At 59.2% G+C, this 13198-nt stretch carries 17 protein-coding genes and 1 pseudogene; 11 read left to right on the top strand and 7 right to left on the bottom strand.

What is annotated here, in order from left to right:
* The first annotated feature begins 4 nt into the window (after nt 1–4).
* Nucleotides 5–430, top strand: a complete 426-nt coding sequence (locus P5205_09830) for a hypothetical protein (protein HSA10657.1) — start codon at nt 5–7, stop codon at nt 428–430.
* Between the two features lie 166 nt (nt 431–596).
* Here the strand turns inward: P5205_09830 and P5205_09835 are convergent.
* From P5205_09835 to P5205_09860, 6 genes and pseudogenes are all read right to left on the bottom strand, one after another.
* A pseudogene (locus P5205_09835) lies at nt 597–1181 on the bottom strand (SDR family NAD(P)-dependent oxidoreductase).
* A complete protein-coding gene (locus P5205_09840) occupies nt 1182–1649 on the bottom strand; it encodes a cyclophilin-like fold protein (GenBank protein ID HSA10658.1) in 468 nt (155 codons plus the stop codon).
* Nucleotides 1650–1674: 25 nt separating this feature from the next.
* Nucleotides 1675–2070 (bottom strand): cupin domain-containing protein, encoded by a 396-nt coding sequence (locus P5205_09845; GenBank protein HSA10659.1) that lies wholly within the window; start codon nt 2068–2070, stop codon nt 1675–1677.
* A 154-nt stretch (nt 2071–2224) separates the two neighbouring features.
* The gene (locus tag P5205_09850) at nt 2225–2788 is read right to left on the bottom strand and encodes a DapH/DapD/GlmU-related protein (GenBank protein ID HSA10660.1); all 564 of its coding nucleotides are present in this window, start codon (nt 2786–2788) and stop codon (nt 2225–2227) included.
* 63 nt (nt 2789–2851) lie between these two features.
* Entirely contained in the window at nt 2852–3850 is a 999-nt protein-coding gene (locus tag P5205_09855; GenBank protein ID HSA10661.1) for an alpha/beta hydrolase, read from the bottom strand.
* A gap of 122 nt (nt 3851–3972) precedes the next feature.
* Entirely contained in the window at nt 3973–4884 is a 912-nt protein-coding gene (locus P5205_09860) for an AraC family transcriptional regulator (protein ID HSA10662.1), read from the bottom strand.
* 288 nt (nt 4885–5172) lie between these two features.
* Between P5205_09860 and P5205_09865 the strand changes: the two genes are divergently transcribed.
* The 8 genes from P5205_09865 to P5205_09900 all read left to right on the top strand — a co-directional run bounded on the left by P5205_09865 (nt 5173) and on the right by P5205_09900 (nt 11308).
* Nucleotides 5173–5973: a DUF4141 domain-containing protein gene (locus tag P5205_09865; protein ID HSA10663.1), complete on the top strand. Its 801-nt coding sequence runs from the start codon at nt 5173–5175 to the stop codon at nt 5971–5973.
* A gap of 24 nt (nt 5974–5997) precedes the next feature.
* Nucleotides 5998–7065 carry a hypothetical protein gene (locus P5205_09870; GenBank protein HSA10664.1) on the top strand — a complete coding sequence of 356 codons (1068 nt, stop codon included), beginning with the start codon at nt 5998–6000 and terminating at the stop codon, nt 7063–7065.
* Between the two features lie 2 nt (nt 7066–7067).
* Nucleotides 7068–7736: a hypothetical protein gene (locus P5205_09875; GenBank protein HSA10665.1), complete on the top strand. Its 669-nt coding sequence runs from the start codon at nt 7068–7070 to the stop codon at nt 7734–7736.
* Nucleotides 7720–8712: a hypothetical protein gene (locus P5205_09880; protein ID HSA10666.1), complete on the top strand. Its 993-nt coding sequence runs from the start codon at nt 7720–7722 to the stop codon at nt 8710–8712. Before P5205_09875 ends, P5205_09880 begins: the two co-directional genes overlap by 17 nt.
* Nucleotides 8709–9833 carry a TrbI/VirB10 family protein gene (locus P5205_09885; protein HSA10667.1) on the top strand — a complete coding sequence of 375 codons (1125 nt, stop codon included), beginning with the start codon at nt 8709–8711 and terminating at the stop codon, nt 9831–9833. Before P5205_09880 ends, P5205_09885 begins: the two co-directional genes overlap by 4 nt.
* Complete coding sequence (locus P5205_09890) at nt 9830–10417, top strand: hypothetical protein (GenBank protein HSA10668.1); 588 nt, start codon at nt 9830–9832, stop codon at nt 10415–10417. Before P5205_09885 ends, P5205_09890 begins: the two co-directional genes overlap by 4 nt.
* 90 nt (nt 10418–10507) lie before the next feature.
* Nucleotides 10508–10921 (top strand): hypothetical protein, encoded by a 414-nt coding sequence (locus P5205_09895; protein ID HSA10669.1) that lies wholly within the window; start codon nt 10508–10510, stop codon nt 10919–10921.
* Between the two features lie 141 nt (nt 10922–11062).
* Entirely contained in the window at nt 11063–11308 is a 246-nt protein-coding gene (locus P5205_09900) for a hypothetical protein (protein ID HSA10670.1), read from the top strand.
* A 37-nt stretch (nt 11309–11345) separates the two neighbouring features.
* On the opposite strand, the gene P5205_09905 is transcribed toward P5205_09900, so the two are convergent.
* Entirely contained in the window at nt 11346–12113 is a 768-nt protein-coding gene (locus P5205_09905) for a hypothetical protein (GenBank protein HSA10671.1), read from the bottom strand.
* A gap of 451 nt (nt 12114–12564) precedes the next feature.
* On the opposite strand from P5205_09905, the gene P5205_09910 reads away from it, so the two are divergent.
* Together P5205_09910 and P5205_09915 are read left to right on the top strand one after the other, a co-directional pair.
* Complete coding sequence (locus tag P5205_09910) at nt 12565–12795, top strand: hypothetical protein (GenBank protein HSA10672.1); 231 nt, start codon at nt 12565–12567, stop codon at nt 12793–12795.
* 103 nt (nt 12796–12898) lie between these two features.
* Nucleotides 12899–13150, top strand: a complete 252-nt coding sequence (locus P5205_09915) for a hypothetical protein (protein HSA10673.1) — start codon at nt 12899–12901, stop codon at nt 13148–13150.
* The last annotated feature ends 48 nt before the right edge of the window (nt 13151–13198 follow it).

Below are 13198 nucleotides of genomic sequence, written 5' to 3' on the forward strand. Positions count from 1 at the left end.
GCCTATGAAAACCAAACTGATCAGCCACGCCCCTAAACTCCTCTCGCTCGTCCTCGTCGCCGGTCTGTTTGCCGGCTGCGCGGCCACGCGCCCCATCAGTGATGTGGCGCTCGGCGCGGGCGGCGCATACCTCGGCCACGAACTCTCCGATGGCGACCCGCTCATCACCGCCGCGGGCGCGGCAGGCGGGGTGATTGTCAGCGAGACGCTCCATTACGCTGCGAAGAAACAGGCCGAGAAGGCTTACGCCACTGGCTACGACAAGGGGAAGAGCGATGCTGTCAAACAGCAGTATTGGCTCTACGTCTCCATGCAGCGCCAGCGCAACCAGGTCGCCAATGTTCGCCTTTACCCCGTGCTGTTACCGGAACAACGCATCGACGGGGTAACGTTCCAACCAACCACAAAATACCTCCGCATCGAGGAATAAAGATCCGGGAACAGGTCACTCCCTCACATACCTCGGTTTGTATGGAGGCCAGCGGCGTTTTGCACCAATCGATTTCCTTTCGGTCACGGAAGAACTTTCCGGTGAGGTTCTGGTCGGCTTCCGTTACGAGCCAGACCGCCGTATCCGCTCCTTCTTGCACCGAGCGAGCTGCGGATGCTCCGCCCATGTCGGTGCGAACCCATCCGGGGCACATCGAGTTCACCACGATTCCATGCTCTTTTAACGCTTCGGAAAGCATGATCGTGACGCCGTTCAGCGCGAGCTTGGAGAGGCAGTAGCTCGGCACGTTGGCTGACAGGCCATCGAGCTGACCGTAACCACTCGAAACATTGATCACTCGTGCTGCAGGAGATTATTTTAGATACGGCAGAAAAGCCTGCGTCATTTCGAGTGCCCCGAACGTGTTTGTTTGAAATGTGCTCACCATCTGCTCGCGCGCAATGGTGAGAACTGAGATCCCTTCATCGGGGTAGATTCCTGCATTATTGATCAGCACGTCGAGATGACCGATGGAACTGAACTCCGAAGCCGCAGACGCGACACTCTTCGAATCGCTCACATCGAGGACCAGCAGCGAGGCTTTGCCAAGGCGTGCCAGTTCGCGCACTGCCTTCTGGCCGTGTTGCTCTGAACGCGCACCAATGACACCGTGGAATTCGCGAGTGGTAAGCTGACGTGCAGTTTCAAACCCGATGCCTCGGTTTCCTCCAGTGATCAGGACGGTCTTCATTCAAGGTTTGCCTGCCAACTCAAAGGTGACCGTTACGTTCCCCGAGCCAACGGCCGAAGCAAGCCCCGCAGGTTCGTTGATACGGCCCAGCCGTGTGTAGCTGTAGGAGGTTGGAAAGGATTTGTAGAAAAGCACCACTGTGTTAGCGCCATAAATCATGAGGTCACCGTTCTTGATCGTCCGGGGATTGGATGCCTTTGTCGGCAACGTGTCCGGCAATCGGTACAACTTCTCGTTCCCGTTCAGTTCCTGCATATCGACGGTCAGAGGCAGCATGGCTTTGAATGCGGTTGCAGTGGGATTGTCATCGAGTGTGGCAATGAAAGTACTGGAGCCGATTTTGATTTTCATTTGCGTGGTCGCACGGTTGCTGTTGGTGCTTTCAACGCCTTGCCCGAATCCTTGTGGAATGGCAAAGGCAAGGATCAACATGAGCGATTGAACGTATCCTGGAAGCATGCTTTTCATTTCATGGAAGCGGGTTAAACAAACATCACCTGCGATATTGGTCGTTAGTAACCTTTTCCTTCCAATCGACGACCTTGCCGTCGAGCGCTTCCTGAATGGCAATGTGCGTCATCGCGGTCGTAGGCGCGGCACCGTGCCAGTGCCTCACGCCGGGGGGAAACCAGACGACATCGCCGAGGCGGATTTCCTCGATTGGGCCGCCTTCGATCTGCACCCGGCCGCAGCCTCCCGTGACAATGAGCCTCTGGCCGAGAGGATGCGTGTGCCAGGCCGTCCGGGCACCCGGTTCGAACGTGACGCTAGCTGCACCCGCACGAGCGGAAACGTTTGGGTCGAACAAGGGATCAATGCGAACGGTGCCGGTGAACCAATCCGCTGGTCCTTTGATCGAGGGTTGCGAGCCTATTCTTTTAATTTCCATAGGGAGCTTTTGTGTTTGAGGTGATGAGGTGGTTTGAGCGCGGAGGATCGCCGGGAAGGCGAGCGCGGCAGCGCCGGTGGTTTTCAGAAATGTGCGCCGGTGGATCATTTGTTAAGTAGGTAATTCGTTTTAGACAGTTTGGCCGCCATCGCCTTTACACCGTTTTGATGATCTTGGCAGGGATTCCGCCAACCACTTTGTTTTCGGGCACGTCTTTGGTGACAACGGCACCGGCCGCCACGACTGCGTTTTCTCCAATTGTTACACCCTGGGTAATGGTGGCATTGGCTCCGATCCACGCGTTCCTCTTGATACGGATTTGCCCCACTGTCAGCGAGTGCCTGTTTTCCGGCGAAAGGGGATGTCCTTCAGTGAGCAGGCTGACTTTTGGGGCGATGAAGACGCCGTCCTCAATGGTGATTCCTCCGAAGTCCAGAAAAACGCAGTCGAAGTTGATGAAGACATTCTTTCCGATTCTCGTATGCCTTCCGTAATTAACGTAGAACGGCGGAAAAATCGCGCTGCTTTCATTGATCTCCGTTCCCGTGATCTGGCTGAGCAAGGCGCGCATCTCCTCTGGATCGGCGGATTGATTCAATTGCAGGAGCAATTTTCTCGTGGCGAACGAGACGTCCCGAAGCTTGTGGTATTCAGGGTCGTTGAAGGGAACCGTCTCGCCCTTCCGAAGTCGTGCAAAAATATCAGTTGCAGGTTTCATGCGCTTGAAAAGGGAAACCGTCGCGCGTCAGATCGCCAGGCGCACTGACGCGCGACGCGGTAATTACTTCAGGTTCTTCGTGAAGAACTCAGTCAACTTATCGAATGGGATTAAGTTCACTTGGTCGTAGAGATCAACATGATTGGCGCCCTTGATGATCACGAGTTCTTTCGGCTCCGCCGCGGCCTGGTATGCCGTTTCACTGAAGTAACGCGAATGGGCCTTCTCCCCATGAATCAACAGCACTGGCCGGGGCGAAATTTCCGCGACATAGGTCAAGAGCGGCAGGTTCATGAACGACAGCGGATTGGTAACGGTCCATGAGCCGTTCGAGTTGATCGCTCGCGGGTGGAAGCCGCGTTCCCGCTTCTTGTAGTAATCAGCATATTCGACCATGAATTGCGGTTCGCCGCCTTTTAGCTCGTTGTAGATGGGACCGAGCTCTGGCTTGCCGTTTTCCGCATCCTTCCATCGCTGCTGACCCAGTTGCTCCAACGACTTTGTGCGCTCTTCCTTGGTCATGCTGTCGTTGTAGCCTTTGGACATCACGCGCGACATGTCATACATCGTGCTGGTCGCCACGGCTTTGATCCGCTGGTCCACGGCAGCGGCGTTCAGTGCCATGCCGCCCCAACCGCAAATGCCGATGATGCCGATCCGGTTGCGGTCCACCGAAGGTTGCAATCCGAGAAAATCCACCGCCGCGCTGAAATCCTCGGTATTGATGTCTGGGGAGGCGACATGGCGCGGTTCGCCACCGCTTTCGCCAGTGTAGGACGGATCGAATGCCAGCGTGACGAACCCACGTTCCGCCATCGTTTGCGCATAAAGGCCGGAGGATTGCTCCTTCACTGCGCCAAACGGGCCACTGACGGCGATCGCCGCCAGTTTGCCATTGCGGTTCTTCGGCTGATAGACATCGGCGGATAGAGTGATGCCGTAGCGGTTCTTGAAGGTGACCTTCCGATGCTCAACCTTTTCGCTCTTGGGAAAGGTTTTGTCCCACGCGGCCTGATCGGCCGCTTCGGTCGGTTCCGCTGAGATGGCCACGGCCAAGGCCATTCCCGTCATCGCTTTCAATGATCCAGTGCAAATCGTGTTCGTTTTCATACGCACACCTTGCCCCACCTGACACAATCGCGCTCTCGCGATCCTGCGATGCCTGTCGCAATCCTGCGGGAAATCTAAAGTGAACTCCGGAACTCCGTGGGCGTGACGCCGACCACACGCCGGAACACTTGTGCGAAATGGCTCGGGCTGGTGTAGCCCACTTCGAGGCCTACATCAATAAGGCTGCGCGAAGTTTCCCGAATCAATTGCTGGGCGCGGGTAACGCGTTGGCGCGTCACGAACTGTAGGGGAGTCATGCCCGTGGACTCCTTGAAGACATGGGCAAAGTGCGAGGAACTCAATTCCACCAGTGCGGCGAGTTCTTCAATCGAGATTTCCTGTGCGAGATGTGCAGTGACGTAATCCTCGACCTTGCGGAGCTGGTGAATGGGAAGTCCACCGCGAACGGCTGCCGTTTTGGCGGTGGTTTTCGTGTATTTTTCCACCAGATGCGCCGCGAAGAGTTGAGTGAGCGCCGCGACGCGGGGCGATTTTCCCGGCACACGCGCGGCCAGAAGCTCCGCGCAGGTCAGGCAGATGGGCCACAGGATTTCGTCGCGACCAAAAAAATCCACGACCTCCACGCGGTCTGCCTTACCGGGATAGCGTGCTTCGAGCGCGGCCATGAATGGCTCGACCGCGATGTGGAGCGAAAGATTATCGAGCTCCTGACCCGGTGGCGATTGGAAGCGCACTTCGTAGGGCGTGCGCGAACGGGTGACAAACAGGTCGCCCCCGTGGATCTGGCGGGTAACCCACGCTCCACCCACGTCGCGTTCCCGGAATTCCGCCATGCCCCGGAGGTTGCAGGAAATGTGGGGTTCGGGCGTGGCCGGCACGAGAAACCGATCCACCACGCGCGGCAACCGCCAGCGCCGGGCATAAAGCCCCGGCCACTGAAGCGCAACGCTATCGGCCACCACTTCGCCGGTGAGATACCGGGGAAACGCGGCGGCAGTGCTGCGGTCGGGCGTGTTCGCGTTCACTTCTTTCCCGTCTTCGCTTCAGCCCCCGCATCCATCTTGACGAGCGCGGCCAGGGGCGTTTGAAGAATGTGGCATTCGCCAAGAGAATTACACCACATGACGCGGTCTTTCACAAGGAACGCAATTGGACAGCGCGGGGAAATACCGCTTCCTTTGTCCGCCTTCCTCCCGGACTTCACCGCATCTTGCGCAGCACATACACCCTCGCGGCCATTCGTGGTGGTAAACCCTTTCCCGTGATTGGCGGCGTGTTGCCGCCGACCGGCAAACGACAACGAAAGGCACACCATGAAAAGACTCATCGCACTCACGCTCGTGACGCTCGGCGTCACGGTATCGGCCCGCGCGCAATGGGTGGTCTTTGACCCCACCGCGCAAATGCAATCCATCATGAATACCGCGCAGGAAATCGCGCAATTCGTGAAGGTCATTCAGAACCAGGTGCAACAGATCCAGACGCTCAACGACCAACTGAACGAGTTCAAGCACTACGAGAGCCTGTTCGGCGATCCCAAATCCGTCCTCCTCACGACGGTTCAACCGCTCGTGACCGACCTGCGAAAGACTGAGCTCGGCCAGACGCTCACGGCGCTCGAAGGGGCTGCGGACGCGGGCCAGGCCATGCTCTACGACGCCAACGGCCTGTTCAGCAGCATCGGCACGACGTTTACCACTCCGAACGGAGCAACCGTCACCCGCCGCGAATCGCCGTATCTGCCGGTCGCGGCCGTGCAGAAGACGACGGACAACTTTTTGTCTGTCACGACAGACGCCACCGCCCGGCGAGTCGCGCTCAAGGAGGAAATCGCCCGCACCACCACGGCGTTGAAGAACGCCACCACCGACGCCGAGGTGCAGAAGTTGACCGGCGTGCTCATCGGCCTGTCGTCAGCGCTCAACAACACGGACTACGAAATCAATCAGGCCACCGCGTCGGCGCTGGTTCAGGACGTGGCCAATCGCAACGAGGCGCAGCGCCAGATCGAGGCGAAGAAAGAGCAACAGCACGCCGAGTTCACCGAGGCGGTGCAGAAATACGGGCAGACCTTCCGCCTGGTGAATGCGCCCACCGCATTCCCAACCCAGTAACCGCCCCCTCAAATCGTCCCGACTATGGCAACCTTTGAACAACTCTTCCCGACGTTCCTGCAAAAGTGCGTCGAACTGCACGAATTGCTGCGCATCGTGGCGTTCATGTTGTTCATCGTCGGGACGATCCTTTTGGTCGTCCACGGCTTCAACGGAAAGACGCTCATCTTGCACATCGTGCGCTTGTTCGTGTTGACCGCCCTGCTGGTAATGCTACCGCAATGGGGCAATCAGGCCCAACAACTCCTGCAAACCTCCATTCTCGACGGCTTGGGCGTTGATCCGTCGAACGTTCAAGACCAATACAATCAGTTGCTCATCATCAAGCGTGATACCGGGACTGACCGTTCTTGGTGGGATATTTTGAGCGACCTCAACAGTTTTACCGTTGAACTTCTCATCTCTGGCTTTCTCTGGCTCTTTGGTCAGTTCGCGTCGCTGCTGCTGTTCTGGGCCTACATCATTCAGAAGTTCATCCTGTTCACCGCCTACGCGCTCTCGCCCCTAATGATTGGCTTTATGGCCATTCGCCCGCTGCGGTCGATCGGCAGCCGCTACCTGATGCACATCGTTGGCGTGCTGCTCTGGCCGCTCGGCTGGGCCGTCGCGGCGCTCATCACCCAGGGCATTCTCGATTTCATGACCGACCCGGCTTTCAAATTCATTGACCCAACCGCCACGCTCTATTCCCTGCAAGCCACGTTTGGAGTGGCGGTCGTGGCCTTTTGGATCGTGTTCAGTACCATTTCTGCACCGGTCGTCATCCAGAAGGTTATCAGCTACGGCACGCTCGCAGGCGGCCAGCTCATTTCTGGTGCAGTCGGCAGTTTTCTCCAGACCGCTGCCACCACGGCGGGTGCGGCGGCCGTCGCCTCCACCACCGGGCTGCCCCTCGCCACCGTGGGTGCAACCGGCATGGCGGCGATCCTGAGCACGCTCTCGACTGCCGCCGGCCAGGGCAGCGCCGGCGCGATCATCATCGCTGGTTCTGGCCTTCCCCCTCGCTCCGCTCGCGGTCGCCCCGGCGATGACATCACTGGCGACCGCTCTGTTCGTGAACTCATCGCCAAGACCAAAGGCCACTACTACTGATTATGGAAACCACCGATCTCCGCCCTCGTGTAACGCCCACCGGCAACGGCGCTCCCGCCCGCGTCGCCCGGAAGAAGTTCGACCCGACACAATTGTTCGCCCAACGCGACCGGCTGCCGTGGTTCTGGTTCTTCGTGGCCGTCGCCGTGACGGTTGTCGCCGCGCTCGACCGCTACCACATCATCAACCAATTCAAGCAGCGCGAGCGCGTTGTCATCATTGACCCGGCGCAGACCTACTACATCAGCCCGCTGCTTCAGTTTGCTGAGGCCAAGGACTTGCATGCCCAACAGGCCGAACTGGCGACCATCACGTTCCTTGAGCGCAACCCGAAGGACTTCGACCATCCGGAGCTGCTTCGGCAGATGTTCCTCAAGTCGGCGTTGGAGAAGGCGCGCGAGCATCGCACGCGTGAGGCGGTCGAGTTCCGCGCCAAGCAGCTTCACCAGAAGCCGGAGATTGCCAAGATCGACATCCTTGCCACGCGCGAAAACGAAGTGCTGGCCACCGTTTCCGGCCAGGTCATCCGCACCGGCATCTTCCAGGAGAAGGCCTTCTCCGAGGCGTTCACCTTCAAACTGAGTCTCCGTCTGCTCCGCAACCCCAACATGGCTGCCAACGGTCGTTTCCCCACCGCTGTCGGCGACTTCAAATATGAAATCACCCATTAGCATACTCCTGCTGTCCGCAACGCTCGCGCTTGCCGAACCGCCCGAAGCCATCCAGCGCGTCACGCTCGACGAACGCGTGGTTATCACCGTGCCGGTCGCAACGAACCGGGTCACCACCATCAGCCTGCCCGGACCGATTTCAGCGATTGACGCAGTGGGCGTGACTGCCGACGGCAAGACGCCAGGGCAATTCCAACTGGCGCACACCAAAGGCTCATCGTTCCTGTCCGTCCGCGCGCTGGCACGGAAGGCGGCGACGAATCTGAACCTCCGTTGGAACAAGCGCACCTATGTCTTCGAGTTGGTGGAGAGCGATACACCCGTGCTGGCGCTGAACCTCGAAGACCGGGCTGCCACCGCCCAGAATGTCCAACCTGCGCCGCAGGTCACCCCGACGCGCCTGCTGGCGTTGCTCGACAAAGCCAAGGCGTTCCCGTTGCTGAAGAAACAGCAACCGGACGCCGTGGCCGGCGCGGAGGCCAGGACGTTTGCCGACAAGCCGCTCGTCACGGATTTCAACGACTACGAGATCCGCATCGAGGAGGTGTTCCGCTTCAACCCCGAGGACACGCTCGTCTTTCATGTCACGCTGCGAAACAGGTCCGATCAGGAGATTCGCTACCTGCCGGAGAGCTTCTGTGTGCGTGCTGGCAGCCGACTCTATTTCCAGTCCATCAGCGATGCGCCCGGAGTGTTGCCTGCATGTGCCGCGAGCACGGTCTATTTCGCCATCAGTGGCACGCCGGACGGCGGGCGGAACGAACTCTCGCTCAAGAACGACTTCACGGTGCTCGTAACGCGCACTTCGCCACTTCCGACGCCGCCAAGGCCATCGGTCGCGATGACCCCGGAGGCGGAAGCAGTTGCACGTGATGCGTTGCATCGCGCCATAAACGATCTGGAGAAGGCTGCCGCAGAGTCGAATTCGTCTTCCACGAACCTGCCCGCAAACAACCAAAACCCTTCCACCCCATGAAACCGCGCGACTTTCTCAACTTCTTCAAGACCGGCAGCGGCAAGCTGGTCCTGTTTGCCGTGATCTTCGGCGGCGGCCTGCTCGTGTTCAGTGTGCTACGCAGCCGATCCGGTTCTGGCGATGCCGATGTTCGCGTCACTGGACTGACGACGAATGCCACTGACCACCCGCAGGTGGTGCAGACCATTCAGCGACCCATGCAGCCGTTTCATCCGCCGACGCCCAAGCCCGAGCCGCTTCCTTTACCTGGCAAGACCAATGAACCGCCGAAGGTGATTGTCGAGAGACCCAAGCCTGAGCCGCCAGCACCGCAGCTCCCGCCGATCAGCCTCTTCGGAGATGCCGCCGCCGGTGTTCCTGAACCGAAAGCACTCGGCGAGATTTACGCGCCCTATGGCCGTCTGATCCCGTGCGAGACCGTCATCACGGTGGACTCAGCCTCGATCCAGACACCCATCGTTGGCCTCGTCACCGAGAACATCTATCACGCGGGCAGACTGGTGATTCCCGCCGGCACGGAAGTCCACGGCACGGCGCAAACCGACCGCCACCGTGAGCGCATAGCCAGCGGGAACAGTTGGACGTTGGTCTGGCAGGGGGGAGAGGAACTTCGCTTGAAGGGCGTCGCACTCGACCGTGAGTTCTCCGGCGACCAGGAAGGCTGGGGCATCACCGACGGCAGCGCGGGTCTGCGCGGACGCCTGATCAAATCCGACAACCTGGCGGAGATCAAACTGTTCGCCGCCACGTTCCTCTCCGGCGCGGCGAGTGCTTTGACCGAGAAGGAGCAGACCATCTTCGGTTCGGTGGACAGCCGCTCGCTGAACAACGCCCCGTTCAAAGGCGCGGAGAAGGTTCTCTCGGTTTACGCGCAACGCATCTACGAAGCGATTCAACGCGACGGCTTCTACGTTCGCGTGGCGAGCGGCAAGCAGTTCTACATCTACGTCGTCCAAACAATTGACCGTAGCGATGCCGTGATTGGCGGCACGTTGAAGCCGTTCGCCGAGGAGGGGAATACCAACGTGCCCGCGCTTCTGTCACCAGCGGCATTCGGTGTAGCAGCCACACCCACCCCGAACGCAGTTCAGCCAAACTCAACCCCATTGTATCAGCCATGAAATACCTCGCCCTGATTCCGCTCGTGCTCGTCGCCTCGTGCGCCTCGCGCCCGCAGGTTGTCCTCCGTCCCACGCCGCCGCCACCGGTCGAGCCGGTCGAGTCGGTTCGCTACGGGGAAGTCGTCCGTGCCTACCACGTTGGCCGCTACGTTGATCCGAATCACCCGGAGACGATGCACGAGCAGCACCCGGTGTATCGCATCGAAGTCTCCGCGCGGTGGAATCTCCACCCCGGGCCGCTCAACACCGCCAACCTGTTGAATCCCCCGCCAGATGCCGCGTTCGCGCCGCCACCCACGAACGATGTCCTGGTCGCCGAGATGAACCGGCAGCGGGAGACGACCGCTTGGGTGATGCTTGAAGCCGCGAAGCTCGCGCAGTCCTATGGCGAATTGCAGACCGTCCTGGGCGAAATGAAAGACGTCGCCCGCAACAACGCACTCCTGAGCGTCCGCCTCGCCACCAACGAACAGCGCCTCGTCGAGTTCGACCGCGAACTCCAGAAGCTGTCCGTATTGCCGTCGGCGCCGACGAACGAAGTGCCCGCGTTCACACCCGACCTGCCCACGCAGCCCAAGCCTTGAAGACACTTTGCTGGCGTGAGGCGATCAAATCTCCTTTCGCTGGCGAACACGGCAGATGCCGCGCTAACCAACAACAAAACACGAATCGTTATGAGCAAACCGAGACCCTCAGCGCCACCGAGCGCCGGCGGCAATGCCGCCCCGACCGACCAGCCCACTTTCCGGAGCAATCCCGAGGTGGATGCGAAGATTGATGCCTACATCAAAGAGAACCCCAAGTATTGGGCCTACGTCCAGGCGATGCCCCGCGAGCGGCTCGAACGCACCGTCGTCCTCAACGAGGTGCGCGAACTCGACCGCCAACAACGCATCCGTGAAGGCGTCTTGAAACAGATCAACCGCAACCCGGAGATGAAGCGCGCCTACGACCTCCTGGTCAAGGACCTGCCCGAGGACCAAAAGGAAAGCGTCATCGCGCAAATCGCCCGCCAGGCCCGGAGGGCAGTGGCCCGTTCTCAGGGGCAGCAGGTGCAGCAGAACCGCGGCGAAGCGGTCACGGTCTGACAGACGCCACGCCCCGGTCTGACACTCTGGCGACGGAGTGTTGGCCGGGGCGAAATGGGGACAGATTTTCGTCGTGGACAACGAACACGGCTTGCGGTTTCCGCGTCAAACATGCATGATCGAAGCAGTTGGAAAGCTTGTATGGAACATCCAGTCCTATACCTGGCACGTGTGACGAAGTTTCTCGATGGCATCATTGAGGAGCACGGCCACTACCTGTTCATGGGCTTTGCGTTTTTCTGCATTGCATTTCTCGTTTGGATGCTCACCCGCCGCCGCACGCGCCCGGTGCATGACATTTCCGTGGTGATTCTCCCGCTCGGCCACGCGCCCAGGCGTGAGCATGAACCCGAGCCCGTTTTGTTCCGGGAAACGTCCGATTTCTGATGCGGTTGGCAGCCGGCTGCGAAGCCTTGCGGAGAGGTCAGACCTTGCCGTTAACCTTGTGCTCCAGAAGAAGTTCCACCTTGATCTTGTCCACGAAGTCCAAGGTGTGAGGGCGGGCGGGCAACCCCTTCATGTCAAACTGCCCGACCACGAACAAGGGTGTGTTAACCCATTCAGCATAACGAGTTCGGACGATTCGATTCCAAATCAGCGTTTCCCAGCCACCCATGCCAAAGCAGGCCAGCAGCCCGCAGCCATAAACAGGAATCGAAGGGGTTCGCAGGAAGAAGCCTATCGCGATCTCGGAATCCTCCGGTGTCCTCTTGTTGCGAAACTCGTCCAGCCGCTTGTAGGACTTCAATCGGGCGCTCTTGTGCTGGTAGAAAGTTAGGTCGGCCTTCTCCACTTTCTCACCAACCGCCTGCGTCAGTTCGACGTGAGAACGCGCGCAGACGGCCAGGTATTTCCGGAACTCAGCGAAGACTTGCTGCTCCAGGTGCGTGTAGCTCTCGTCCATGTGCTTCTTGTCGCCGTGACGCCTGTCGTCAAGCGGCGGTCGGGTGGTCAGGACGAGGAGATCGTCGGACTTGATGAAGCTGAAATGCTCGTGGCCGAGCTTCTTGTCCTTCTTCGGATCGAATGGTGAATTGAAGAGGATGTGGCCGTATTCGCAGCCGAGTTTGGCCAGGGGAGCGGTGACCTCGCTGAACGCCGCGCCATCGCGAATCTTCGATGGCTTCGCGACTTCTCCGGCGCGCAGCGGCATCGAATACGCGAAACGATGATACAGGGTCGGCGCTTTCACAATTTCGTTGCCAGAATGTTACAGGAAGCGGCGGAAGAAGGAAAGCGAACGATTTCGCAAAATCAGACGCAAATTCAATTTCGATCTGAAATGCGCTTTCGCGGCATCGCGAGCTTTCTGCGGATAGTGCGATTTCAGTGGAGAGAAAGTTTCGTATCAGACCGCACCCGCGCTCCGTTCGTTTATGCTTCGCGCACAATCCATGAAAATGCCCATCCTCCAGAGCAAGTCTCCGTCACCCCGCCGACCAGGCGGCCATGTTGTTGCGCGATTCGCAGCTTCGTTTCATCGAACTCGCGGCGTTCTTCGCGTCACCACGCAGGTCTCGCAGTCCCTCACGTGGCCTTAGCGCCGCGTATCGTCACCCCGAACACGAAGCACCCACCACGCATTTTGTGTCGGAGCTACACCCGGAAGGAAGTTGAAAAGCCTATGACAAGAGACACTGCGTATGAACCGCGACGCAAATCTTATCGGGCGCAAAGTCGCCAAGCTCCGCTTCCAGCGCGAATGGACTCAGGACACCTTCGTTGCCAGGTTGCAGGTCCGGTTTTCCGATCTGCGAATCACCCGCGACATCCTCGCGAACATCGAGACGAAACGCTGCGTTGCCACCGACAAGCACGTCTATGCCTTTGCTCTGGTCCTCGGAGTCGAAGTCGGCGAACTGTTCCGGCCATGAACCGCCATGCCAGCCCCAACCTGAAAGAACTGCATGGCAATCCGGCGAAATCATGTAGAATCCGACCAGCAGCTTGACCTTTTCAGCACGCCCAGGCCGCCCCGTGAAACTGTTGACCCAATACGGCCGAATGGCCGAGAAGCACTGGCGCGAACACCGCCCGAAGATGGTCCGCGAAATGGAGCGGAAAGGCATTCTGCATCAATTGCTTCTGGAAGCGGAGGACAAGACGAAGGACGAAATGGCCACCCTTCGCATCCAGTTGATGCAGCAGGGAGCAACGGCGCAACAGGCTCAGATTCAAGCGTGGGAGATGGTGCGGGAGAAATATATCCTGCTCCCGCCGGAAGACTGAGCAGACCGATCCGTCGCTCGGCGCCGGAAGTTCGCAACGAGAGCAACT

The sequence above is a fragment of the Candidatus Paceibacterota bacterium genome, assembly GCA_035452965.1.
Lineage (GTDB): Bacteria > Verrucomicrobiota > Verrucomicrobiia > Limisphaerales > UBA8199 > UBA8199.